The sequence below is a fragment of the Pseudomonas sp. B21-028 genome (assembly GCF_024749045.1).
Lineage (GTDB): Bacteria > Pseudomonadota > Gammaproteobacteria > Pseudomonadales > Pseudomonadaceae > Aquipseudomonas.
The window spans coordinates 6,300,498-6,323,577 of sequence record NZ_CP087184.1 but is presented as its reverse complement, the minus strand read 5'-3'; the positions used below and the strand labels follow the sequence as shown (position 1 = coordinate 6,323,577).

General features: G+C 61.2%; 20 protein-coding genes. 1 reads left to right on the top strand and 19 read right to left on the bottom strand.

Going from position 1 to position 23,080, the window contains the following annotated elements; all coding sequences use genetic code 11:
• Positions 1–2: 2 nt before the first annotated feature.
• The 4 genes from LOY35_RS27675 to exbB form a co-directional block, all read right to left on the bottom strand.
• Positions 3–923 carry a hydrogen peroxide-inducible genes activator gene (locus tag LOY35_RS27675; protein ID WP_258629298.1) on the bottom strand — a complete coding sequence of 307 codons (921 nt, stop codon included), beginning with the start codon at positions 921–923 and terminating at the stop codon, positions 3–5.
• 260 nt (positions 924–1,183) lie between these two features.
• Positions 1,184–1,942, bottom strand: a complete 759-nt coding sequence (locus LOY35_RS27670) for an energy transducer TonB (protein WP_258629296.1) — start codon at positions 1,940–1,942, stop codon at positions 1,184–1,186.
• On the bottom strand, positions 1,939–2,367 hold the full coding sequence (gene exbD, locus LOY35_RS27665) for a TonB system transport protein ExbD (protein WP_258629295.1): 429 nt from the start codon (positions 2,365–2,367) through the stop codon (positions 1,939–1,941). Before exbD ends, LOY35_RS27670 begins: the two co-directional genes overlap by 4 nt.
• A 6-nt stretch (positions 2,368–2,373) precedes the next feature.
• Positions 2,374–3,369 (bottom strand): tonB-system energizer ExbB, encoded by a 996-nt coding sequence (exbB, locus tag LOY35_RS27660; RefSeq protein WP_258629293.1) that lies wholly within the window; start codon positions 3,367–3,369, stop codon positions 2,374–2,376.
• Between the two features lie 187 nt (positions 3,370–3,556).
• On the opposite strand from exbB, the gene LOY35_RS27655 reads away from it, so the two are divergent.
• Entirely contained in the window at positions 3,557–4,414 is an 858-nt protein-coding gene (locus LOY35_RS27655; RefSeq protein WP_258629292.1) for an SDR family oxidoreductase, read from the top strand.
• 153 nt (positions 4,415–4,567) lie between these two features.
• Here the strand turns inward: LOY35_RS27655 and LOY35_RS27650 are convergent, their stop codons facing one another.
• From LOY35_RS27650 to tssB, 15 genes are all read right to left on the bottom strand, one after another.
• Entirely contained in the window at positions 4,568–5,443 is an 876-nt protein-coding gene (locus LOY35_RS27650) for a serine/threonine-protein kinase (protein WP_408981269.1), read from the bottom strand.
• Between the two features lie 65 nt (positions 5,444–5,508).
• The gene (locus LOY35_RS27645; RefSeq protein ID WP_258629291.1) at positions 5,509–6,237 is read right to left on the bottom strand and encodes a PP2C family serine/threonine-protein phosphatase; all 729 of its coding nucleotides are present in this window, start codon (positions 6,235–6,237) and stop codon (positions 5,509–5,511) included.
• Positions 6,237–9,650, bottom strand: a complete 3,414-nt coding sequence (gene tssM / locus LOY35_RS27640) for a type VI secretion system membrane subunit TssM (protein WP_258629290.1) — start codon at positions 9,648–9,650, stop codon at positions 6,237–6,239. The genes LOY35_RS27645 and tssM overlap by 1 nt, the downstream gene beginning before the upstream one ends.
• Before the next feature lie 12 nt (positions 9,651–9,662).
• A complete protein-coding gene (gene icmH, locus LOY35_RS27635) occupies positions 9,663–10,526 on the bottom strand; it encodes a type IVB secretion system protein IcmH/DotU (protein ID WP_258629289.1) in 864 nt (287 codons plus the stop codon).
• 5 nt (positions 10,527–10,531) lie between these two features.
• The gene (gene tssK / locus LOY35_RS27630) at positions 10,532–11,863 is read right to left on the bottom strand and encodes a type VI secretion system baseplate subunit TssK (RefSeq protein WP_258629288.1); all 1,332 of its coding nucleotides are present in this window, start codon (positions 11,861–11,863) and stop codon (positions 10,532–10,534) included.
• Complete coding sequence (gene tssJ, locus LOY35_RS27625) at positions 11,860–12,363, bottom strand: type VI secretion system lipoprotein TssJ (RefSeq protein WP_258629287.1); 504 nt, start codon at positions 12,361–12,363, stop codon at positions 11,860–11,862. Before tssJ ends, tssK begins: the two co-directional genes overlap by 4 nt.
• Positions 12,364–12,368: 5 nt before the next feature.
• Positions 12,369–13,571, bottom strand: coding sequence for a type VI secretion system-associated FHA domain protein TagH (gene tagH / locus LOY35_RS27620; RefSeq protein ID WP_258629286.1), 1,203 nt, complete (start codon positions 13,569–13,571; stop codon positions 12,369–12,371).
• Between the two features lie 15 nt (positions 13,572–13,586).
• Positions 13,587–13,727 (bottom strand): hypothetical protein, encoded by a 141-nt coding sequence (locus LOY35_RS27615; RefSeq protein ID WP_055127520.1) that lies wholly within the window; start codon positions 13,725–13,727, stop codon positions 13,587–13,589.
• 44 nt (positions 13,728–13,771) lie between these two features.
• Positions 13,772–15,289, bottom strand: coding sequence for a sigma-54-dependent Fis family transcriptional regulator (locus tag LOY35_RS27610; protein ID WP_258629284.1), 1,518 nt, complete (start codon positions 15,287–15,289; stop codon positions 13,772–13,774).
• 10 nt (positions 15,290–15,299) lie between these two features.
• The gene (gene tssH, locus LOY35_RS27605) at positions 15,300–17,870 is read right to left on the bottom strand and encodes a type VI secretion system ATPase TssH (protein ID WP_258629283.1); all 2,571 of its coding nucleotides are present in this window, start codon (positions 17,868–17,870) and stop codon (positions 15,300–15,302) included.
• A gap of 5 nt (positions 17,871–17,875) precedes the next feature.
• A complete protein-coding gene (gene tssG / locus LOY35_RS27600; protein ID WP_258629282.1) occupies positions 17,876–18,889 on the bottom strand; it encodes a type VI secretion system baseplate subunit TssG in 1,014 nt (337 codons plus the stop codon).
• A complete protein-coding gene (gene tssF / locus LOY35_RS27595) occupies positions 18,853–20,637 on the bottom strand; it encodes a type VI secretion system baseplate subunit TssF (protein ID WP_258629281.1) in 1,785 nt (594 codons plus the stop codon). Before tssF ends, tssG begins: the two co-directional genes overlap by 37 nt.
• Before the next feature lie 6 nt (positions 20,638–20,643).
• The gene (gene tssE, locus LOY35_RS27590) at positions 20,644–21,054 is read right to left on the bottom strand and encodes a type VI secretion system baseplate subunit TssE (RefSeq protein ID WP_258629279.1); all 411 of its coding nucleotides are present in this window, start codon (positions 21,052–21,054) and stop codon (positions 20,644–20,646) included.
• A gap of 9 nt (positions 21,055–21,063) precedes the next feature.
• Complete coding sequence (gene tssC, locus LOY35_RS27585) at positions 21,064–22,551, bottom strand: type VI secretion system contractile sheath large subunit (protein WP_258629277.1); 1,488 nt, start codon at positions 22,549–22,551, stop codon at positions 21,064–21,066.
• A gap of 25 nt (positions 22,552–22,576) precedes the next feature.
• Entirely contained in the window at positions 22,577–23,080 is a 504-nt protein-coding gene (gene tssB / locus LOY35_RS27580; protein WP_258629276.1) for a type VI secretion system contractile sheath small subunit, read from the bottom strand.

Genomic DNA, 23,080 nt, shown 5'->3' with positions numbered 1-23,080 from the left:
GCTTACTTGGCCGAAGGCGGCTTGGCCACGGAACACAGGCGGATCGAGTCAGCGAGGATCTCGATGGCCTTGGGCCGCGGGAAGCTGGCGCGCCAGGCAATGGCAACGGTGCGGAACGGCACGGGTGCCGTCATCGGGCGGACTTCGATCACCCCAGGGGCATAGTGATGGCTGTCCACCGCCGACAGCGGCAGGATCGAAATACCCAGGCCCGACGCGACCATGTGACGGATGGTTTCCAGGGAGCTGGATTCCACCGTGGTGTGCTTGGCGCCTTCGCTGCCCTTGGTCAGGGTCGGGCAGGCTTCGAGCACCTGGTCACGGAAACAGTGGCCCTCGCCGAGTAGCAGCAGGCTCTTGTCGTTGAGCAGGCCGGCGTCGATGGACTTTTTCTGGGTCCAGGGATGCTGGGCCGGCATCAGCACGTAGAACGGCTCGTCATAGAGCGGCAGGGTCAGCACGTCGGCTTCGTTGAAGGGCAGGGCGATGATGATCGCGTCCAGCTCGCCGTTGCGCAGCTTGTCCCGCAGCACGTGGGTGAAGTTTTCTTCGATATACAACGGCATCTGCGGGGCGACCCGGTGCAGTTGCGGGATCAGGTGCGGAAACAGGTACGGGCCGACGGTATAGATGGCGCCGACTTTCAACGGCGCGGTCAGCTGGTTCTTGCCAGCCTGGGCCAACTCGCGGATGCCCTGGGCCTGCTCAAGCACTTTCTGCGCCTGGGCCACGATGCCTTCGCCCACCGGCGTCAGGCGCACGGCGCTCTTGCTGCGCTCGAAAATCAGCACGCCGAGTTCATCTTCCAGCTTTTTCACACCCACCGACAGCGTCGGCTGGCTGACATGGCAACGCTCGGCCGCATGGCCAAAGTGCTGCTCTTGGGCGAGGGTCACGATGTAGCGTAATTCTGTGAGGGTCATGGCGAGCGTCCGTGAAGTTGCGAGCCAAGCATACCGGCTGCAATCGATAGACGCACGTTATCAGACTGGGGGCGCGATGTGACACTGTCCAATGTCGTGTGGCGAGGGGATTTATCCCCGCTGGGCTGCGCAGCGGCCCCAAGGCGATCCGTCTGGTATGCCGAGGTGTGTGGTTTCAGGGCCGCTGCGCAGCCCAGCGGGGATGAATCCCCTCGCCACAAATGAGGCAGCCCCTTTGTAACAGGGGCTTGCACATTGAGTCAGCGCCGCCGCTTCTCGATGGAATACACAAACGGCGCCACGATTTCGATGGAGCCGTTGGTGAGCATGTCGGCCGGTGGCTTGGGCAGCGGCTGGGCGTTGCGGATCATGTCCAGGGTGGCCTTGTCCAGGGACTCGGTGCCGGCGCTGTCCACCAACTTGAACGACAGCACGTTACCTTGGGCATCCACCACGAAGCGCAGGCGGTTGGTGCCTTCCTTGTTCATCTGCCGGGCCCGCATCGGGTACTTCTTGTACTTGGCCAGGTGCGCCAGCAGCGTGCCTTGCCAGTTGGCCTTGGCCGCCATTTGCGCCGGCGACGGGCCAGGGGCCGGTTGCGCGGATTTCTCGCTTGGGGCCTGGGTCGGCTGGGTGTCGCTTGGCTTCTTCTCCGACGGCTCTTCCTTCGGCGGCTCCGGCTTCTTCTCTTCCACCGGCTTGGGCTTGGGTGGTTGAGGTTTGGGCTTGGGCTTGACCGGCTTGGGCACGGAGATTTCCGGCTTCGGCGCTTCGGCGAGCTTCGGCAACGGCAGTTCTTCAACCGGCTCCGGCGGCCGCGGTGGCGTGACGACTTTCGGCGGCGCCGGCGGTGGCGGGGCCGGCAGCGGCGCCAGCTCGACCATCATGGCCTGGGGCGGCAATTCCAGGGGCGGGCGCGACGTCCAGTTCAGCGCCAGCGCAATGGCGAGCGCATGCACGCCCAGCACCACCGCCAGGCTCGCGCTGTAACGCGTCAGCTTTTGGCGCGTCTTGATCATTTTTTCGGCGCCGTCTCGAGTCCGACCAGGCCGACCTTCAGGTAACCGGCGCCGCGCAGGGCGTCCATCACACTCATCAGGTCGCCGTAGTCCACGCCCTTATCGGCCTGGAAGAAGATCGTCGTGTCCTTCTTGCCCTGGGTCTTGGCGTCGAGGGTGGCGCCGAGGGTTTCGGCCTTGACCTCGTCTTCCCCCAGGAACAGGCGCTGGTCGGCCTTGACGCTGAGGAACACCGGCTTTTCCGGACGCGGCGATGGCTTGGCCGTCGACGCCGGAAGGTCAACCTTGATGTCCACGGTCGCCAGCGGGGCGGCCACCATGAAGATGATCAACAGCACCAGCATCACGTCGATGAACGGCGTGACGTTGATTTCGTGGTTCTCGGCCAGCTCGTCGTCTGCGCCTTCCTTCAAATGCAAGCCCATGGCTGATTACCCCACTTTCACCATGTGCGGTTGCGAGCTGCGCTCGGACGGCTGGTGGTCGAGGTCGCGGCTGACCAGCAGCAGCACCTCGGCCGAAGCGTCGGACACCTGGGCCTTGTAGCCGGCGATGGAGCGGGCGAACACGTTGTAGATGACCACGGCGGGAATGGCCGCCACCAGCCCGAGGGCGGTTGCCAACAGGGCTTCGGCGATGCCTGGGGCGACAACGGCGAGGTTGGTGGTCTGGGTTTTGGCGATGCCGATGAAGCTGTTCATGATGCCCCACACGGTGCCGAACAGGCCCACGAACGGCGCCGTCGAACCGATGGTGGCGAGTACGCCGGTGCCGCTGCTCATGTTGCGGCCGCAGGCGGCCACCAGACGCTCGAGGCGGAAGCTCACGCGTTCCTTGATGCCTTCCTTCTCGCGGCTGTTGGCCGACAGGCGCATTTCTTCGAGCGCATCGTGCACCAGCAGGTTGGCGAGGGTGCCTTCCTTCGCCGCCGTGGCACTGGCCTCCTTGAGGGTGGCGGCTTTCTTCAGGGCCGCGATCTCACCGCGCAAGCGACGCTTGGCGCCCATCAGCTCGAAGCCTTTGGCGATCCAGATGGTCCAGGTGATGATCGAAGCGATGGCCAGGCCAATCATCACCAGTTTCACGATGATGTCGGCGTTCTGGTACATCCCCCATGGGGACAGGTCGTGGGCCATGCCCAGGGAGTTGTCGGCCTTCTGCTCCTCTCCCAGATGGTTCATGGCTTCACCGAATTCAGCCAGCGCCTTTTGCATTTCGGGCGTGAGGGCCGAGGTATCGACGCTGCCGTCAGGGTTTCTCGGCACGTCTGCCTGGGTGTTCGCGGCGGGTTCATTGGTGGTCGCAGGGGCGGTGGCATCGGCGAACGCGGCGGCCGGAGCCAGCAGCAGGCTGCACAGCAGCGCTGCCACGGCGCCCCAGGCGCGAGGTCGGTTGGTTGGCGAAGCGGAGGATAGAGAGTGTTTCATGCTGGCCGGACCTGAGAAGTAAAAAAGTCGATGTTCTTCCAGGCCTCGTGAGGCCGAGAACAAAAGTGGGGTGCATTATTGCAATTAATTCTTGTTAACAAAAGTAATACAGTATCTTTTTTTCCTGCATTCCTAGCCGGCCGTCTCTTCCGCACGCTAGTCTGCGGCTTTACCCGAGGAGAGCTTGATGTCCGTTTCTTCTGTTTTGATCGCCGGTTGTGGTGATATCGGTGGCCGCCTCGCCAGCCAATTGCTGGCCGAACATTGGCAGGTCCATGGCCTGCGACGCTCGGTTTCGAGCCTGCCGGCGGGGGTTATCGGGGTGGCGGGGGATTTGTTCAGCGCGCAATGCCCAGCCGCTTGGCCGACCGGGCCGCTGGATTACCTGGTGTACAGCGCCGCTGCCACCGAGCACGACGAAGCGGGCTATCGGGCGGCCTATATAGAAGGGTTACAACATGTGTTGGGCTGGCTGAAGCAGCACGGCCAGCAGCCCAAACGGCTGCTGTTCGTGTCCAGCAGCAGCGTGTACGGGCAGAAGGCGGGGGAGTGGATCGATGAAACCTCGCCCACCGAGGCTGACGGCTATTCCGGCCGGCTGATGCTCGAAGCCGAGCAACTGGCCCTCGACAGCGGCATCCCGGCCAGCCGCGTGCGCTTGACCGGCATCTACGGCCCGGGCCGCGAATGGCTGCTGAGCCAAGTGCGCCAGGGCTATCGCGTAGTAGTCGACCCGCCGCTGTACGCCAACCGCATCCACGCCGACGATGCCGCGGGCTTGCTGGCATTTCTGCTGGAAGCGGATCGCCAGGGCAAACCCCTCGACGACTGCTACATCGGCGTCGACGACGCCCCCGCCGCACTGGCCGAGGTGGTGGGCTGGCTGCGCGAATACATGGGCGTCACCGAATGGGCCGAAGACGCCAGCGTGCGCCGCGCCGGCAGCAAACGCTGCAGCAACGCCCGCGCCAAAGCCCTGGGCTGGACCCCGCGCTACCCGAGCTTTCGCGAAGGCTATGCGGCGATTCTGGAAGGGCGCTGCTGAAAGGCCAATGAGCCAAACGCAGACCCCCTGTGGGAGCGAGCCTGCTCGCGATGAGGCCGGAACAGTCAACATTGATGTTGACTGACAGGTCGTTATCGCGAGCAGGCTCGCTCCCACAAGTTTTTGGGCTTGGCTGACACGTTCCAAAGCCCCTCACCACCAGAACGAAACACTCCCCATGGCATCACGCAACTGAGCCGCGCTTATATTGCGTCTCCGCGGATCAAGCGCCAGGGCCGTTCGCAACGCCGGCCAACAGCGCCTGGGCAGGTTGGGCGGGGCCTTGAGCTTGCATTCCAGCCCGTCATCGCGGGCCTGGGTTGAAGGGAGGCGGCGGAACGGGTGCCTCCCGCTCGCCAGTTCATACAACACGCAAGCCACGCCATAGAGATCGGCCCCCGCCGACAGAGGCGAGCCGTCCAACAGTTCAGGCGCGGCATAGCCTGGGGTCCAGGCGTTGAGGCGATTGCGATTCAGGTGGGGCAGGTCTTTCAAGGGGCCCTCCGTTGCCAGGCCCAAGCCAAAATCGAACAGACGTACGCCGTCTTCGCTCAGCATTACGTTGCTTGGTTTCACATCGCCGTGCAGAACGCCTCGGCGATGGATGTAGGCCAATGCGTCGAGCAGGGGCACGGCAATCGCGTGCCATTCCTGCCAGGGCAATCCGAGGGGGCGCTCGCAAAGCAGTTTGTCCAGGGTCAGGCCGCGCATCAGGTCCATGGTGATGAACGCCCGTCGCTGGGCCGCATCCACTTCGAAGGTGTAGGGGCGCAGCAGGTTCGGATGATGCAATCGCCGGGTCAGGGTGAACTCGCTATAGAGCAGGGCACTGGCGTCGGGGGACTCGTCAACGTCCTCATTGAGCATTTTCAGCGCAATGTATGGATCGGGATCGCTGTATTGCTCCTGCAGCAGGTCTCGTGCGCGGTAGACGACGCCCATGCCGCCGGCACCGAGCAGGTGTTCGAGGCGATAGCGTCCCGCAAGGACGTCCGGCATTTCGCCGATGCACCGTTGGCCGAACGGCATGGCGGATGGAGGGTCGGCGAACGCGACATACGTGGGCTGAGGGGGCGGGGCTGCTTCAGGAGAAGTCACCTTGTGATCACCACGGCCGTCAGGTTATCGCGCGCCGAGCCGTGCAGTACCTGTTCAAACAGATAGTCCAGCGCCATCTGTGGCGAGGACAGGCTCAACCCATGCCCCAGGGTTTGGCCGCTGAGATCCTGATGCAAGCCGTCACTGCACAGCAAGAACGTGTCATCGGGCTTAACGTCCAGCTCCAGTACTTCCAGTGCCAGATCAGGCGCGGCGCCCACCGCACGAGTCAACGCCTTGGCCGCGGGATGAGCGCTGGCCTCGTCGACGCTCAGTTGTTGCTTGTTGATCAGTTGCTGTTGCAACGAGTGATCCTTGGACAGTTGATACAGTCGTCGATCGCGCCACAGGTAACAGCGGCTGTCGCCTGCCCAGATGCACGCACCCCGATCACCTTCCAAGAGCAGCGCCACCACGGTGCTGCCGATGATGGCGGGGTGCTGTTCGGCGGTGATGGTCAATTCCTGGCTGAGTCGTCGATTGGTCCAGCGCAGGCATTGGCGCACAGCCTTGGAACGCTCCCTCAGGTCCGAGTGCAGCGGCAACGCGGCCAGGTTGGCGACAATCAACTGACTGGCGATATCACCGCCGCCATACCCACCCATCCCGTCGGCTACCGCCCACAGCCCCTGCTGCGGGCAGTCGAGAAAGGCATCCTCGTTCCGTGGCCGAAGTTTGCCGGGGGCGGTGCGCGCCGCACTGCGCCAGGTACCTGTGCCGGGCATCAGAGCTGCACCGGCATGCGGAATGTGCGCAGTGCGCCCATGTCGAAAGGGTTCGGCGTGCGCTGGCTCATCAACAGGAAGTTGGCCCGCAGACCGCCCAGGTCTGCCTTGAGCACCCGTACATCGCGTCCGGTCAGGTATTCGGTTTCCATCAGGTCGAAAAGACGAAACAGCGACCACGGCCCGGTGTTTTTCTCGATACCCACGCCGCGTCCGACCCATTTTTCCAATACCAGGGCGGCCCGACCGTCTTGCGCATCGCTCGGCCAGGTGAACGCCACGGGCAGGATCGGGCCATGACGGTATTCAAGCGCCTTGTCGCCGAAACGGAACTCGGAACGACTCACTGCAGGGTCGAGCGTGTACGGTTCAAGTTTGAACTGCACCTGCGGCTCGGCCGGGTTTTCGGCGAAGAAACTCCGGCGGATGGTGTGCGCGGCCGCCAGTTGATCCAGGAAGGCTCGCGATATCGGCAAGCTCTGGCCGTCGATGCCGCGAAGGCGGTAGTGCCCCGCAGAGCCGCTGACGAAAGGTTGCAGGTAGCGCTCGAAGAAGCGATCGACAATACCTTCGTCCTTGAAGAACTCCCGGAAATCGTTGATCGCGACGTCACTGGCGCTGTGGGCGCTGAACGGATAGCGCTTGTTGATTGCCTTGCCGTAGAAGCTGTACAGCTCGCTCTGATAACGCTGGTTCACAAAGCGGTATGAATCGTTGAGCACCAGACGCCAGCTGTCGTCGGCCAGCTTGTTGAACCATGCGCTGATCGGCCGGGGCTGACGAGTGGACGCATCACGCAGGTTGCTCAGGGCATCACGCTTGCCGCTCATGCGACTCCTGGCCAGTTCAAACGCAGCCTGCTCCGGCACGCTGGCACGGGCCAGGCTCGCCAATTGCAATTGCACTTCATCGAGGGCGCGCAGGGCCTGGGTCAGGTCGGCAGAAGGGCCATTGTCAGGGTCCAACAGACGGTGCAAGGGTTCGAAGCGCCGCTGCAGGGATTTCTGCGCGGTGTCCGGCAACTTCTCGGCGAGACTCCCGGAGATTTTTTGGGTGGTGGCCACCAGTTGCACTGCGGCGCTATCCCCGACGCCAGGCATCGCCTCGTCGATACGTTCGGCAACGGTCTGGAGCCGGGTGTTTTCCCGCACCTGGACCAGCATCTGCAGGATCGGCGAATGGGCCGATGTCAGCCCCGCCAGTTGTTCGGCCCCTTCGCCGGTGCCACCGAGCGATTGCAACGCTACGTGCCCAATCGCTTCGCTCCACTGGTCGGCATAGTCGCGAAAGTACAGCTGTTCGAGCTCGGTTATCAGGCGTCGCAAGTCTCCACCGTTGAGGGTTGTGCCTTCGCCCAGTACCCAGTTGTCCCGCAGCAGTTCGGTGATCAGTGTCATACCCTGAACCGAGAAGTAATGTTCGTACCCTCGGCGTGTGTAGAAGCCGGGGATCGGATGATCGATGCCGACCAACAGCCGCCCCTGCGACCCCAGATGCTGGCTGAAGCGGTACTGCGGCAGGTGTCTGGCCTGCTCGCGCAGTATGCGATAGACCACGGCGGCCATGGATTCGCTGCGCAGGACTTCTCGGGCCTCAGCCACTAGAGAGTCATCGAGCCGCTGGGTGAACGGTTGTTGCAGCAAGCGCTCGAAGTGACCACTCAAGCCGTCCGGTAGCGCCGTGTTGCCGGCGTAACGCAAGGACCAATCTTGAGTAACCCGATCCTTGAGCCACGGGGCATCGCGTCGTTCCTGCCGGTTCAGCATCAGGTACGCACGCAAGCTGTTGAACAGGTTTTCGCGGTTATCCAGATTGTCCCGGATATGTCCTTCAAGCATCTGCGTGACCCGGGGTAGCAATTGCTCTCGCAATTCACGCCTGTAGGCGTCAGTCACGGCCGGTTCGCTCGGTTCGCCCTGATACAAGCCGACGCGCTCATGCAGCGGCACCTCTCCAGCGGGCGGGAAAATCCGCGTGGCTGCGAAACGCGTATCGAGGGATTCGCTCAGGGCGAGCCAATTATCATCCAGTTGCAGGGCGAAGTACTTTTGCTCCCAGCGTTGCGCCAATGTGCGCAAGTGTTCCAGACGCTCATGGTTGGACGAAAAACCGTTCGCCCACAACAGCCCGAGCAGGCCGAGGATTGACAGCGCTCCCACGTACAGAGCCCGCTGTCCCCAATGGATACGGTTGCGCTCGCGTTGATCAAGGCCCGCCAGATCGGCTTCGGGGAAAATGATCCGATTGAGGAGTGATTGGATGAACCGTGGGCGTCTGCCAGGCGCGGCACTGGTCAGGTAGAACCCACGCAGCGGGCAAACGCTCCCGGTAAAGGCTTTCTCCACCAGCAGGTACAGATTGGTGCCGATCTGCCCCAACTGATGAGGGAAGTCGAGAATGTGACTGCGGCGCTGGAGATCGCGCTCTTCGTGCATGCGCATGATCACCTGGCTATTGAGCCGATGGAGCAGCGCCTCGAGCTCGTCCCGCAACACGGTCACGTCGGTGCCTCGCTGGTTCCGACTGAACGTCGCCCCCAGCACCTGGTCGCTGTCCTCGCGAGTCAGCGAATCGAAGAACTCGTTGAAGCCCGGCACGCAGTCTGCCTTGCTCAGTACCAGGTAAATGGGTGCATCCATGTGCAGTTGCCGTTGCATCTCCTGCAAACGACCACGGATGTGACAGGCCAGAGTGATGACCTCATCCTCGCTCCCGCGACGCAAGAGCTCGATGGGTACAGTGACCAGAACGCCACTCAGGGGCCGATTGCGGCGACGCTTGCGCAGCCGTTCGAGCAAGGTGTTCCAGGCACTGCCGTCGACTTCGGTGTCCACCTGGCTCAGATAGCGTCCTGCGGTATCGACCATCACCGCCTGCTCGGAAAAGTACCAGTCGCAATACCGGGTGGCCGATGCACCGTCAGTTGGCTTGCGTTCAGGCCGGTCGATGAAGAATTCAATGCCCGAGCAATCGAGCAGGCTGGTCTTGCCGCAGGCTGGCGGGCCTATCAGCAAGTACCACGGCAAACCGTTGTGCAGGCGCAAGTTGTGGCCGGCGTGCGCGGGTGAAGCGTCAGGTATGCGCAACGCTTGCTTGAAGCGCGAGTGCAGTTCGCGTCGTTCATCGTCCATGCTTGCCTGGCGAAGACGGTGATGCCTGTCGGTATCGATTGCCTGGGACGCCGCGCTGGCGCCAGTACGTCCATTGATGAACACCATTGCCAGCCCCCACCCCAGCAACAATGCACTGATGGTCAGCAAACGTGCCGTCGGGCTTGCCCAGAACTTATAGTCATTGACCGCCAGCAGTGGCCCAAGGAACCACACCAACAGCGTTGCGCAAAGGATCAGTAGCAACGTCCAGACCCAGGCTGGACGCACCCAGGCGCCCACCTTCCTGAAAAGAAATTTCATGACACATCCCTGTTATGGCAACGGTTGAGCGGTGACCGGCGCTGGTGATTGATAAGGGTGCAGGACAGTCTTGCGGTGCTCGGCCAGTACCCAGGCAAAGCTCGAATACATCATCCCCAGGCATATCAGGGTGAAGAGCGCCACGGTCCAGGCCTGAACGATGCGAACGGGGTCGCGACGTACCCCTTCGAGGCTTTCGCAATGAGGTGACAGTTCATTGGGAACCTCGCCACGTACCTGGCGGATCAGCCGGTAGAGGCTGTCGCGGACGCCTTCGAGCTCCAGTGCTCCGCGCGCCTGAACCCGGTATTTGCCCTCGAAACCGAGGGAGAGGCACAGGTACAGCAACTCGAGTATCGGCAAGTGTCTGGTGGGATTTTTCGACAAGCGATCCAGCAACTGGAAGACCTTTTCGCCGCCGAAGGTTTCGTTATGGAAGGTACTGAGCAGGCTCATCTGCGACCAACCGTTTCCATTGCCCCATGATGTAGTGACCACCGCTTCGTCGATCACTGTGCAGAGCACATAACGGGCGGCGACCAATTGGCTGCTCTCGACACCGCTCTGCACGGCGCGGGCTTCGAACTGTTCCAGATCCCGGGTCAGTTCGAGTTTGAGGGTTCGCAAGTCCTCACGATCGCGACCATGTTTGAGCCTTGCCAATTGCGACAGCAACCCGGATGCCGCCGCTACCAGCGGATTGAGGCCCGTCGTTGATGTCCGCGTGGATGGCTGGTGCGCGGCGTAGATCATGCGCTCCTGCAACTGCTCTATTCGCGGCGGCGCGGCGGCATTGGTCAATGGCTGCGAAGCCGGACGTTGGCCGTGATGATCGAGCAGGACGGTGGTTTCGTCCTGAGGATTTTCCTTGTCCATTTCAGTCAGTTCCTGATGGCCCAGAAGTTCAGTTCAAGCTCGGTGAAGTCTCCGGAAACATGAAAGGCAAAGCCTGCCGAGCGCTTCAGTTGGGACAGGTCTTCGGGGTTGGGCTCGAGGATGAAGTAGGTCTTGTTGGCATGGAATGCAATCTGCCGCGGCGCCACGGGCAGGGGCCTGATCCGGATCCCGGGCAAGTGCAGATTGACCAACTGACGGATGCGTTCCACCGGACCGACCTTGAGCTGCGAGGGCAAACGCTGGCGCAGCTCTTCGCCGTCGCAATGGGCGCTCGCCGCCAGGACGAACGAAGCCGAGCCCAGCAGTGATAGGTCGTGGACCGGCGAGACGATGATTCCGTATTGACGTGCCTGCAAGGGCAGTTCGATCACATGCTGTTCAAGCACCATGGAAAGCATCTGGCGGATGCCCTGCATCAAGCTTCGAAAGCAACCACCCTGGTCACCGTGGCGATAATGGTTGTTGAGCGGTGGGCGTTTGCTCTCACCGGAAAACGTCGCCAACTCACCCAGCAGGCTCAGCAAGGTGCGGTACAGCCGTTCGGGGTGTACCTGCTCCAGATCCAGGTCATGACGCAACAGCAGTTCGTTACGGTTGATCAACTGCAGCATCATGAAGTCGCCGACTTGCGTGCCTCCGGCCTTGCCGTTGGAGCGAATCCGTTCGGCGAGGCTGTCGCCCCGGTGTCCCAGCATGCCGATGACCTCCTTGAGACACGAGCGCAGATAACTGGATGAACCGGCCTGGATGAAGGTCGGCACAAAGTCCGGATCGAGCCTGATCACCCCATCGGACGTGGTATCGAGTACCTCGCAAAGCTTGAGCTTCACGAACGCCTGATCGGTCTGCTGTTCGCCGAGCAGCAGGCGCAGATCCGGACGGCCGCAACTGATCTGGCTGCTGAGCGTGTCTGCGGCATTGCAATCGGCCACCTGCATTTCGTAGGTGATGTAGCGCGCGAGTACATCAGAATGCTCTGGACGACGGGACTCGACGCGATTGCCGGTTACCAGCGGCAAAGCAAGGTAGATCGACGTATTGCTGGTATTGGGAGGGACTTCCAGGACCAGGGGGCCGGCGCTGCTGTTCAAGTCGAACAGGCTGCCGTCCGGCAGGACGCCAGAGGCTTGGCTGACCACCAACTGACCCATGTTGAGAAACTGGGTGTCGATTTCCAGCGCCAGGAATCCCCAGGTGTACTGGGCCAGGAAGCGCGTGCGGAATTTCAACTGGTGATCGAAGTAGCGATCGTTGTGCTGCAAATGCTGTGGGCGCAGCAGCATGCCTTCCTGCCAGATGACTTTGTCGTGATTCATCGGGCGTCGGTTCCGGCAGGTGTTTCAATGGCGTTGGTAATCCCATCCTGATCGAGGATCAGGCTTGCCTTGTTGAGCTGCGCCGCGGTGACTGGCAAGGTATAACGCCAGCGCGCTTGTGGCAGGTCACGGTACGCAGCGACGACTCCGACGTAACGACCACCGCCAGCGATGTCGAGCTTCAGCTCTACAGTCTCACCCGGGCGCAGCTCCAGTTCTTCGCTGGAAAGCAGGTCCGGCGACAACGTCTCCCTGGCGCGTTCATAGAGGCTGAAGAAGTCCGAATTTTCGAAGGCCACCGGGTGCCTGAGCTCAAACAGCCGCACTACCACCGGCGATGGTCGTCCGTTGAGGTCCGGGTTGAGTTGATCGCTGGCCGTCAGCGTGAGGGCGAGTTTAGTCATCGTCGAAAACGGCGACAGCGTGGTGCAACCGGCCAACAGCAACGTCGTGACAACGGTCGTCAAGGTGGTGAGGAAAAGCATCGTGCAACGAGACATGTGCATCATCCATGGTGATCGGTGTGCAGGGTGGAGACCAGGCGAACCTGTTCTTCGTAGGCCTGGGCGAAATCTCGGGCCAGCAATCGTCCTGTCCAGTCGTCGTCCTGGCACAAGGCCTGGTGATAACGGCCGTAAGCTTTCCAATAGCGACCGCTCGTCCTGATCAGCGGTTTGTAGTCCCGTTCCAGTCGGAACATCAGTCGTTGGGGTGAAAAATGTTCCAGCGTCGCGCGCAACGTGGCGCGGCTTGCGGTGAGCAGCGCCACTTGATGGGCCTGTAGATCGCGGAAGGCGCGGGCAATGGCCTGGTCGGCCGATAACAGGGCAGGTTTGTTCGGTTGCAAAAGCACCTGCAGAGCTTGCTGGGCGTCGTCAGCGAACTTCAATGGGTTCTTCGGCTCACCCTGGATGAGCGTCTGGGCCAGGCGCAGTTCATTCTTCAACTCCGACCGGGTATGCAGGCTTTGCTGCAATCCCTGGATGCTTTGCCTGAGCAACCTCACGACAGTCAATGCCAGGGCTTCGCGGGCCTCGTTGTCCAGGTTTCCAATGTCTATCCCCAGCGCCGTGCCGAAACGTTCCCAGAAGTCTTCATCTGGATGAAGGGGTGTAGTGACCGGCGAGACCGGCTCCAGTTTGGGTTTGGGCGACGTTTCGACCAGCTCCGGCAACAGCAGGTTTTCCATGTCGATGGGGGCGTAGTCGGAGCCCTTGAAAGCATCCGTGGGCATGACAGAGGGGCTGACAAGTTCATCTATTTCCGAAACCACGCCGGGTTGTTGCTCCAACGCCTTCAGCGGGTCGAGACCCAGAAAAGCATCGTCAGGGATCAGGCTATCGACCGACATTGGACGGTCTGGCGGTGCGGTGCCGCTCGTTTGACCGGAAGCCAGCCGCGCCTGAATTTCGAAATCGCCCATGAGGAAGACATCCCCGTCCTGGATGCGTACCGGCTCGCCCTTGGGCAGGCGTGCACCACTTGCGCGATGGCTCACGCCGTTGCCACTGGTGTCGGTCAGGAAAAATGCACCTTCGCGCGCGCTGATCTGCGCATGGCGTTTGGATAACAGGCGCTGGCGGTCGGGAATGATCCAATCACAACTCTCGCCCCGGCCTATCACACCGCCAGCCGCCCGGAACGTCATGCGGCACAGCGGCGCCGGAATAAACTGTCTGGCGTTCAGCATTTCAAGAACAAGCTCCATCGATACTCCTTGCGGTCACTTGCCGCGATTGACGGCCTGGGGATCCCCCAGGGGGCGGTAATCGCTGTCATTGAATTTGTAATTGCCGTTGCAGCCGCCGAGGCCGAATGACACGACGATGGCCAGCAGGACGACTTGCCAGGAAAAATCAGGCATCGGAAGGACTCCAGAATTGAAAGGGCCGGGGGCAGGCGATGGGGTCAGTCATCGAAGTCCCTCGGTTGAATCTTCAGGCGCCCGAGGCGATAGAGCAGGGTGCGGCGTGGCAAGCCGAGTTCGCGGGCCGCCAGCGTCTGGTTGCCGGCGTTCTTGCGCAGGCAATCGATCAGCAGGCCACGCTCGATCTGCCCCAGTCGTTCGCGCAGACCCATGGAGGCACGGGCGGCCGGCGTGTCGAGGTGCAACGCGAAGTGCTCGACCTGCAGCTCGCCGCCCTCGCACAGCAATACGGCCCTTTCCACGAGGGCTTTGAGTTCGCGCACATTCCCGGGGAAGCCATAGGCGGCCAGATGGTCTAAGGCTGCGTCGGACCAACACACGGGATCGCGCCGCAAGAAAGTACAAGCCTTGTCGGCAAAGTGTCGCGCCAGTTCGATGATGTCGCCTTCACGCTGGCGCAATGCCGGTAACTGGATCGGGAACTGGGCGAGTCGGTAGTACAAGTCTTCGCGAAACTGACCTTCTTCCACCCGTTGTTTCAGGTCGCGGTGGGTCGCAGCGATGATCCGAACGTCGATCCTATGGGTTTTGCTGGATCCCAGCGGACGGATTTCGCCTTCCTGCAACACCCGCAGCAGCTTGGCCTGAAGAGACAATGGCATGTCACCGATTTCATCGAGCAATAGCGTGCCGCCCTCAGCCGCATCGAACAGCCCGAGACGATCCCGGTCGGCCCCGGTGAACGCGCCCCTGCGATAGCCGAACAGCTCGCTTTCCAGCAGGTTCTCGGGGACCGCTGCACAGTTCTGCACGATGAATGCCTTGGTTCGACGCGGACCACAATCGTGAATGGCCCGGGCCACCACCTCCTTGCCGGTGCCCGTCTCGCCACGGAGCAGAACGGTGTAGGGGCTGTGCAGGACTTTGCTGATCAACAGGCAGGTCTGGCGCATTGCCGGACTCTTGCCGATCAGGCCGTAGCCGTTGATGCCAGGCACGGTTGTGGTGCCGGCGTCAGGCACGCAGGTGGGCCGGTGCAAGCGCTGCAACAGAGATTTCTGCCGAAGCATGAAAGCACCAAGTTGACTCAGGGATCTGGCAAACCCATGCAGGTCGAGATGCTTGCCGGTGGCGCACAACAACAGGCCTTCGACGGTTTTGCGTGAATTGAGGAGTGGCACGCAGAGCAGCGACTGCCAGGGGGGCGACCGGCTCGGCAGGAAGCCGGTTTCGTGAAGGCTTGAGTTCAACGCGTCGAGGCTGACCACACGGTTCTGGCACAGGGCGAATTGCAGGAGTTGTTCACCGCTGTAATCGGAGGGCAGCAGAGTCCGGTCGCGGAACTGCAACTGGCTCTCCAGGCATTCGGTGTGCATTTCCAGATGGGCATGGGTGGCATCGAGCAAATACAACTGTGTCAGTTCACAACCGCTGAGGCGGGCTGCGGCCTGGATAAAATCCTCCAGTAACGTAGTGATATCCGTTGCGCCTGACAGGCTGGAGAACTGCGTCAGCAAAGCCTCGGCATAAGCCAACGGTTGCGGAACCTGCTCGAACATCGCATCCATCTCAGGTGAACTCACAGACGATGTCAGCGTTGCCATCAAGGGTGGCATGCACCTGTCGCAACGATTCGCCACTGGCCATGGACGCGAGCAGGCGATCGGTTACCTGAGGCACCAGGTGCCGGTCGAGCAGGCGGTCGATTGCGCGTGCGCCACTGTCGCTGCGGATGCAGTGTTCAGCCAAGTGCTCCAACAGCTGTTTGCAGTAACTGAAGCCCAGCCGGCGAGCCTGCAGGCGCTCGCCCAGGCGGTCGAGTTTGATGGCCGCCAGCTCGCGCAGCACCGGGCCACTGACCGGGTAGTACGGCACCACGCACATACGCGCCAGCAGTGCCGGTTGGAAATGCCGGCTGAGTATCGGACGGAGGCTTTCCTCGAGGGATTCGGCGCTCGGTCGCGTGCCGCTTTCGCACTGTTCGCTGATGCACTCACTGCCCAGGTTCGATGTCATCAGAATCAGCGTGTTGCGAAAATCGATTTCTCGCCCTTCGCCATCATTGGCAAGGCCTTTGTCGAAGATCTGATAGAACAGGTTCATTACGTCCGGATCGGCTTTTTCGACCTCATCGAGCAGAATCACTGAATAGGGTTTATGCCGCACGGCTTCGGTGAGCATGCCGCCCTCGCCAAAGCCAACATAGCCCGGCGGTGCGCCGATCAGTCGGGAAACGGTGTGTTTGTCCTGGAACTCGGCCATGTTGATCACGGTGATAAAGCGCTCGCCGCCGTACAACAGGTCGGCCAGGGCCCGCGCCGTTTCGGTCTTGCCGACACCGCTCGGTCCCACCAGCAGGAACACGCCCACCGGGGCATCGGGTCTGTTCAGGCCGGCGGCGGCCGCGCGCATCGCGCGGTCAAGGGCCTGCACGGCCTGTTCCTGACCGCGGATACGGGCGCGCAAATCTGCGGCGAAACCGGCAACGCTCGTGCTGTGTTCCCGCGCCAGTTGTGCCAGCGGTACGCCGGTCCAGGCATTGATGACTTCGGCTACCAATCTTGGACAGACTTCGAAACTGACCAGGCGCTCCTGAGCTTGCGCGGCCATCAGCGCATCATGGGTTTCGCGCAGCGCCGACTTCAGGATCTCGACGTCCGATGTTTGATCCGCCGCGGCCAGTTGCTGACGTAGCGATAGCAGGCGTTCGGCGAGGATGCGTTGCTTGCTCCAGTCTGCTTCCAGCGCCTGGCGCTCTTTTTCGATGGCGTCCAGACGCGTTTCCAGCGCTTCCAGCGCCTGGAAATCAATCGGCAGGCCAGCCTGGGCGTCGCGGCGCAGTGCCTGGCGCTGACGCTCGCCTTCAGCCAGTTCGCCGCGCACCCGCTCGAGGCTTTGCGGCGCAGCGGCGAGGCTGATACGGACGCGAGCGCAGGCGGTGTCGAGCACGTCAACGGCCTTGTCCGGCAGTTGCCGGCCAGTCAGATAACGGGCTGACAACTGCGCAGCCGCGACCACCGCATCATCGCGCAGGTAGATGCCGTGGCTGCTCTCGTAGACCGGGGCAAGGCCGCGCAAGATGGTGACCGCATCCTCGACGGTAGGCTCGTGCAGTTGCACCGGCTGGAAACGGCGAGCGAGGGCAGGGTCTTTTTCAAAGTATTTTTTGTACTCGCTCCACGTGGTGGCGGCGATGGTACGCAGCTCACCCCTGGCCAAGGCCGGCTTGAGCAGATTGGCTGCGTCGGCACCACCGGCGTTGCCGCCCGCGCCGATCAATGTGTGGGCTTCGTCAATGAACAGGATGATGGACTTGGGCGAAGCCTTGACCTCATCGATCACGCCCTTGAGGCGGCGCTCGAATTCCCCTTTGATACTGGCGCCGGCCTGCAGCAACCCCATATCCAGGGAACGCAGTTCGACGTCTTCAAGTACCGCTGGGACTTCCCCTGCAACGATGCGCAAGGCCAGTCCTTCCACGATGGCGGTCTTGCCCACACCTGCTTCACCCACCGCAATCGGATTGTTTTTGCGGCGGCGTGTCAGGATGTCGATCATTTGCCTGATTTCAGCATCCCGGCAAAGCACTGGGTCCAACTGACCGTCGCGGGCTTGTTGGGTCAGGTTCTGGGTAAAGCGCTCCAGCAGCGCATCGCTCTTGGCAGCGTATGAATCGGGGATCGGTTGGGCCAGTTGCGCCAAGGCATACTCTTTCAACCGGCCGATGTTGAGCTCGGCAAGCAACGTTTGATAAGGCGTGCCGGCGTGGTGGGCCGGGTGACGCAGCAACGCCAGGATCAGAGCGGCTTGTCCGACCTGGCGCTCTCCCAGCTCCAGGCTGGCTACTCGCAAGGCGTCTTGCAGCCACTGCACCAGCTCCGGGGCAAATGACGGATTGCATGAGACGCTGTGCCCAGGACGGGGCTGCAGAGTAGCGATCAATTCGCCCGGACTGATGCGAGCATCCTGCAAGGCGCGGGCGAGCAGACTGTCCGGACGTTCCAGAAGGCCCAGCAGCAGGTCTTCCACCAGGACCTTGTCAGTTCCACGGGCCACGCACTGCTCGGCCGAGCGTTCCAGGTCGTTCCTGGTGTCGGCATCCAGCGCCTGGATGAGTTGCTGGAGGTCTACGTTGATCATGTCATTCATTCCCAATGAATTTTGCTGCCCAGGATCACCACGCCATCGGCGCGTTCGTGGCCCAGCCAACTGGTCCATCCCAGGTGGCAGGTGTTCTGTTCGCCAATGCGCAATGCACGTATTTCCTGCCTGCGCAGGACCAGGCGGATGTCATATTCGAGTGGATCGCGCAGGGTGAAGCGCACCAGCGCGCACAGCGGTTGGTAACCGACACCGATCGGCAGGAATTCGTGGAAGCGTTGCCAGCCCAGGTTGCGGATGTGGATGCGGAACTTGCCGCCGCGGTCGCGGACCTGTTCGCCGAGCACCAGATCCTCATGCAGCGCACTGTTGGCGAGCCCCAGGCGATTGCGCTGTTCATCGATGATGTCCACGCGGCGCTCGATGCACTGTTCGAGATTCAGCTCGGCGTGTTTGAAGTAATAGCGCAACACCGCTTCGATCAGCGCCGCCGAGTGAGCGCGAAGGCTCAGGAGGCCCAGGTAGGGCAGCAGTCGTCTCCAGTTCAGTTGAGTGGCCTGGCGGATGGCATCGCCACCCAGGCCAACCAGGGCAAATAGCTGCTTGGAAAACGGGTCTCGGGCACCGCTCCGGAAGCTTGCGCTATAACGGTATTTGCACCAGATCGGCAGCATCAACCGTTGAAGACGATGGTGGAACAGATCGAGGAATTGACGAGTCGGATTGCCGTCCCCGTCATCCCCCAGGGCTTGTTCGCCATAGAACGCCGGCAACGGTGAGCCTGCGCCCACCAAGCCAAGAAGATTCAGGCGCAGGCGTGCCCGCAGTTGCCCATGCTCTTGGAAAAACTCCACGCGATCGATGTCGCTGGCCGCAAACCCGAGGCTTGGGTTGGCCTGGAACTCCAGTAGCTCGTACAGCTGCTCGTCGCTCAGAAGCGGATGGGCGTCGCGGAGTCGGTCGATGACCAGCAACACGGCCTGGAACAGCGAGTATTCGCGTATTCCCCGCGTGAGTACGCTTATAGAAGTGGTTGCTGGCCCATGCGGGGTGTCCATTGGTACACCTCTCCCTGTGTGCTGTTCACCCGCAATTCGTGATACGAATTGAGGCTGGCATAAAGCGCAAAGAACTCATTGAGAACCGACGCGAAAACGAACAGGTCCCCCTCACCGAGATAGCCTTGCGGGTCGATGGTCAGTTCGGTGCGCAGACCGCGAATCGGCAGGCCCCGGTGCAACCGGTCGACATGCCGATGTCTGATGGACTTGAGCCCGTCCAACAGGCACTTGCTGGTTCTTTCTGCCTGTTCGTCGTAATAACGCGGGAAATCGTAGGTTTCGAGAATGACCTTGAGGGCATTCACGTCCGCCAGCGACAGGTAGTTGAGTGACATGTTGCTGATCAGCTTCCAGAGGAAATCCTGATCGAGCGGCGGCGCGAAGCTGGACGTGACCGGGCTGATGTTGCGAAAACCCAGTGACTGAGGGCTTTTTTCACCGGGCTGGTCGATGTCACCCAGTTTGAGTTGACGCGGCAGGTTCTGGTTGGTGCACGTCAGTTCGATCGACAGGGTTTCATGGTGCTGAATGTCCCGGGTACCAAAACCCAGGCAGGTGTCCAAGCCGTCATGCAGCGGCGATGACCGTTGCCGGACGCTGTAATAGGGGCGACCCTGAACATCGACGCTTGAATCGTGTTCGAAGGACTCGAACGGTACATAGGTTCGGTATCCCAAGCCGCCGGGGTTCCAGCCGGTCACGCTTTGCACTGAATACACGCCACAGTGCTCCCGGTCGTAACTGGCCGGCAGCAACAAATACTCGTCCTGCTTTCCATCCAGCCTGATCGGCTCCGCGTCATGCTTGAACAGGTTGACGATGGGGGTGCAATAAAGCTTCACGTTATCCAGTGTCGGATGCAGCCGCTGGATACCGTTCTTGCCGATATCGAAGCGCAGATCCAGGCCACGCATCTGTTTCAGGACGGTTTGTGGCAGGGCATGGAGTACGTTCAAGCCTGTGACGTCGACGAACAGGAACTTGTCCTGAAAGGCGAAATATTCCTGAAGGTAGCGATAGCCGCGAAAGGTATTCAATGGATACGGGACCAGAGCTTCCTCTTCGGCAAACCCCACCGGTTGGACACGGCTGGCAGGAATGCTGAACGTCATTGGCGTGCCGCTGGTCGAGATGACAGGTTGGCCGGCACCGTCCAGCGGGATCAGCTCGATACCTTCGAGATTGCGCAGGAGGCTGAGATAGAGCATCTGGCTGATGTAGCGTTCACCGGCAAAGTGCAAGCGCAAGCGGTTCAATTGCACCTCGCCCAAGTGACCTTCACCGTGCATCTCCAGGCGCAGGTTCAGCAGTGAGCCATCGCCCTTTACCGAATAACTCAGGTTCGTCAGGTCCAGTGGCAATACCTCAGTCGAATAGCACGTACGAAAACGGCATCGCACCCCCAGGACAGGCTTGCTCTCGACCGGCGTATCGCGCTCCACCCGTAGTGGAGGCCCGGACCGCCCCAACGGGTCGAATTGCAGAATGCTGAAAGCCGGCAGCGGCCGCATGTAGTTCGGCCACAACAGCTGCATCAGCGAATGACTGAGTTCTGGCAATTCGTCATCGAGCTTCTGGCGTAATCGTCCGGTCAGGAACGCGAACCCTTCGAGTAAACGCTCCACATCCGGATCCCGTCCGGCCTGGCCCAGGAACGGTGCCAACGCCGGGTTGCGCTCGGCAAATCGCCGGCCCAACTGACGGAGCGCGGTCAGTTCGCTTTGGTAGTAGTGGTTGAATGACATGGTTGGCTATCCTTGGCTGACCTTGACTTGCCCGTTACCGTCCAGGCAAACGGACAAGTTCATCCGTCGCTTCAGGCCCTGCGCATCAAGCAAGGCATCGATGCTGAAGAACAGGCAAAGCGGATTGGCGTCATTCGGTATCGAGGTGACACGGACGTTGTCGAGCCGAGGCTCATGAGCCTCGATGAATGTCCTGATCGCGCTGACGGCCTGGCTCCGCGCGTCATGCAGGCTCAGGCGCATGTCGTTGAGATCGGGTAACCCATAATCGAGTGACGTCTGCGCGCTACCCGCGCGGGTACCCAGCATCCTGGCCAGATGAGCCGCCACGGAGGCCATGGCGCAGGCCTCGCGGCTCAAGCCCGCACGGTCCTCGACATCGCCGTTCAGGCGTTCGAAAAGACTGCCGTAAGTCATGGGCGGCGCTTATGCCTTGTCCAGCTTGCCGACCAGCGACAAGGTGAAATCGGCTCCCATGTACTTGAAATGAGGACGTACATTGAGACTGACCCGGTACCATCCGGGCTCGCCTTCGACATCGCTGACGGCGATCCTGGCCGCACGCAGGGGACGACGGCCACGGACTTCGGCGCTCGGATTCTCCTGGTCGGCCACGTATTGGCGGATCCAGTTATTGAGTTCACGCTCCAGGTCCGTGCGTTCCTTCCATGAGCCCAATTGCTCGCGCTGCAAGACTTTCAAGTAATGGGCCAGGCGATTGACGATCATCATGTACGGCAGCTGGGTACCCAGCTTGTAGTTCAGCTCGGCCTCCTTGTCCTCGGCACCGATGCCGAAAAACTTCGGTTTCTGTACGGAGCTGGCGGAGAAGAACGCGGCGTTGTCGCTGCCTTTGCGCATGGTCAGGGAGATGAACCCCTCTTCGGCCAGCTCGTATTCGCGACGATCGGAAACCAGCACCTCGGTTGGAATCTTGGTTTCGATTTCGCCCATGCTTTCGAAGTGATGCAACGGCAGGTCCTCGACCGCGCCTCCGCTTTGCGGGCCGACGATGTTCGGGCACCAGCGGAATTTGGCAAAGCTGTCGGTCAGCCGTGTGCCGAACGCATAGGCCGTGTTACCCCACAGGTAATGCTCGTGGCTGTTGGCAACGGTTTCCTTGTACACGAACGACTTAACCGGGTTCTCTTCCGGATCGTACGGGGTGCGCAGCAGGAAGCGCGGTACGGTCAGGCCGACGTAGCGAGCATCCTGCGACTGGCGGAAGCTCTGCCACTTGGCGAATTGCGGGCCTTCGAAATGGTCTTTCAGATCCTTGAGGTCCGGCAGGCCAGTGAAGCTTTCGAGGCCGAAGAACTTCGGGCCGGCGGCAGCGATGAACGGCGCATGGGCCATGCAGGCCACGCTGGCGACGTACTGCATCAATTTCACGTCCGGCGAGCTTGGGGACATGAAGTAATTGGCGATGATCGCTCCTACGGGCTGTCCGCCGAACTGACCGTATTCGGCGGTGTAGATATGTTTGTACAGGCCCGATTGCATGACCTCCGGCGAATCTTCGAAGTCATCCAGCAAATCGTCCTTCGAGACGTTGAGCATCTCGATCTTGATGTTTTCGCGGAAGTTGGTCCGATCAACCAGTAGCTGCAGACCACGCCACGCCGACTCCAGTGCCTGGAATTCCGGATGATGAAGGATCTCGTCCATCTGGTGGCTGAGCTTGGCATCGATCTCGGCGATCATGCGGTCGACCATGGCTTTTTTGACGGGCTCGCCGCTGTTCTGTGGTTTGAGCAGTTCCTCGATGAAGGCCGACACACCACGCCTGGCAATGTCATAGGCTTCATCGTCTGGAGTCAGGCGGGTCTGGGCGATGATGCTTTCGAGAATGCTGTATTCGCCATGGTCATGGCTTTGGTCCTGACGCTGTTGCAGTGCTGCATGGGTGCTCATGTTTCGGCTTCCTTGTCTGTCGGGGTCAAGCGTCCGTGGCTGGGGCGTTCAGGCCCAGCTCGTCCAGTACGCGTCCACGGGATTCATCGTCGGTCAGCACATCTTCGATAGCCTTGCGAAACGCTGGCGTATTACCCAGTGGCCCCTTGAGCGCCACCAGGGCATCACGCAGCGCCATCAGCTTCTTGAGCTCTGGCAGTTGCTCCACCAGGTTGGCGGGAGTGAAGTCCTTCATCGAGTTCAAGCGCAGTTGAACGGCCAGTTCGCTGGGGTCGCTCTCCTCCTGAAGACGGTTCGGAACGCTCAGGGTCAGGCTCAGCTCTTGCTTGGCCAGGACTTCGTCGAAGGTCATCTTGTCGACGCTGATCGGCTTGCGGTCCTCGATCTTGCGGTCATCCTTGCGATGGGTGTAGTCACCGATCGCCAGCAGCTTGAGCGGCAGTTCGATTTCCTCCTGAGCGCTGCCAGTGGCAGCCTTGAAGGTGACGTTGATACGTTCCTTGGGGGCGACCGAGCCTTCTTTGGCCAT

Excerpts from the sequence above, each read along its gene's own strand:
- LOY35_RS27675 (WP_258629298.1), bottom strand. The coding sequence starts at position 923 with ATGACCCTCACAGAATTACGCTACATCGTGACCCTCGCCCAAGAGCAG.
- LOY35_RS27670 (WP_258629296.1), bottom strand. The coding sequence starts at position 1,942 with ATGATCAAGACGCGCCAAAAGCTGACGCGTTACAGCGCGAGCCTGGCG.
- exbD (WP_258629295.1), bottom strand. The coding sequence starts at position 2,367 with ATGGGCTTGCATTTGAAGGAAGGCGCAGACGACGAGCTGGCCGAGAAC.
- exbB (WP_258629293.1), bottom strand. The coding sequence starts at position 3,369 with ATGAAACACTCTCTATCCTCCGCTTCGCCAACCAACCGACCTCGCGCC.
- LOY35_RS27655 (WP_258629292.1), top strand. The coding sequence starts at position 3,557 with ATGTCCGTTTCTTCTGTTTTGATCGCCGGTTGTGGTGATATCGGTGGC.
- LOY35_RS27650 (WP_408981269.1), bottom strand. The coding sequence starts at position 5,443 with ATGCCGTTCGGCCAACGGTGCATCGGCGAAATGCCGGACGTCCTTGCG.
- LOY35_RS27645 (WP_258629291.1), bottom strand. The coding sequence starts at position 6,237 with ATGCCCGGCACAGGTACCTGGCGCAGTGCGGCGCGCACCGCCCCCGGC.
- tssM (WP_258629290.1), bottom strand. The coding sequence starts at position 9,650 with ATGAAATTTCTTTTCAGGAAGGTGGGCGCCTGGGTGCGTCCAGCCTGG.
- icmH (WP_258629289.1), bottom strand. The coding sequence starts at position 10,526 with ATGGACAAGGAAAATCCTCAGGACGAAACCACCGTCCTGCTCGATCAT.
- tssK (WP_258629288.1), bottom strand. The coding sequence starts at position 11,863 with ATGAATCACGACAAAGTCATCTGGCAGGAAGGCATGCTGCTGCGCCCA.
- tssJ (WP_258629287.1), bottom strand. The coding sequence starts at position 12,363 with ATGTCTCGTTGCACGATGCTTTTCCTCACCACCTTGACGACCGTTGTC.
- tagH (WP_258629286.1), bottom strand. The coding sequence starts at position 13,571 with ATGGAGCTTGTTCTTGAAATGCTGAACGCCAGACAGTTTATTCCGGCG.
- LOY35_RS27615 (WP_055127520.1), bottom strand. The coding sequence starts at position 13,727 with ATGCCTGATTTTTCCTGGCAAGTCGTCCTGCTGGCCATCGTCGTGTCA.
- LOY35_RS27610 (WP_258629284.1), bottom strand. The coding sequence starts at position 15,289 with ATGTTCGAGCAGGTTCCGCAACCGTTGGCTTATGCCGAGGCTTTGCTG.
- tssH (WP_258629283.1), bottom strand. The coding sequence starts at position 17,870 with ATGATCAACGTAGACCTCCAGCAACTCATCCAGGCGCTGGATGCCGAC.
- tssG (WP_258629282.1), bottom strand. The coding sequence starts at position 18,889 with ATGGACACCCCGCATGGGCCAGCAACCACTTCTATAAGCGTACTCACG.
- tssF (WP_258629281.1), bottom strand. The coding sequence starts at position 20,637 with ATGTCATTCAACCACTACTACCAAAGCGAACTGACCGCGCTCCGTCAG.
- tssE (WP_258629279.1), bottom strand. The coding sequence starts at position 21,054 with ATGACTTACGGCAGTCTTTTCGAACGCCTGAACGGCGATGTCGAGGAC.
- tssC (WP_258629277.1), bottom strand. The coding sequence starts at position 22,551 with ATGAGCACCCATGCAGCACTGCAACAGCGTCAGGACCAAAGCCATGAC.
- tssB (WP_258629276.1), bottom strand. The coding sequence starts at position 23,080 with ATGGCCAAAGAAGGCTCGGTCGCCCCCAAGGAACGTATCAACGTCACC.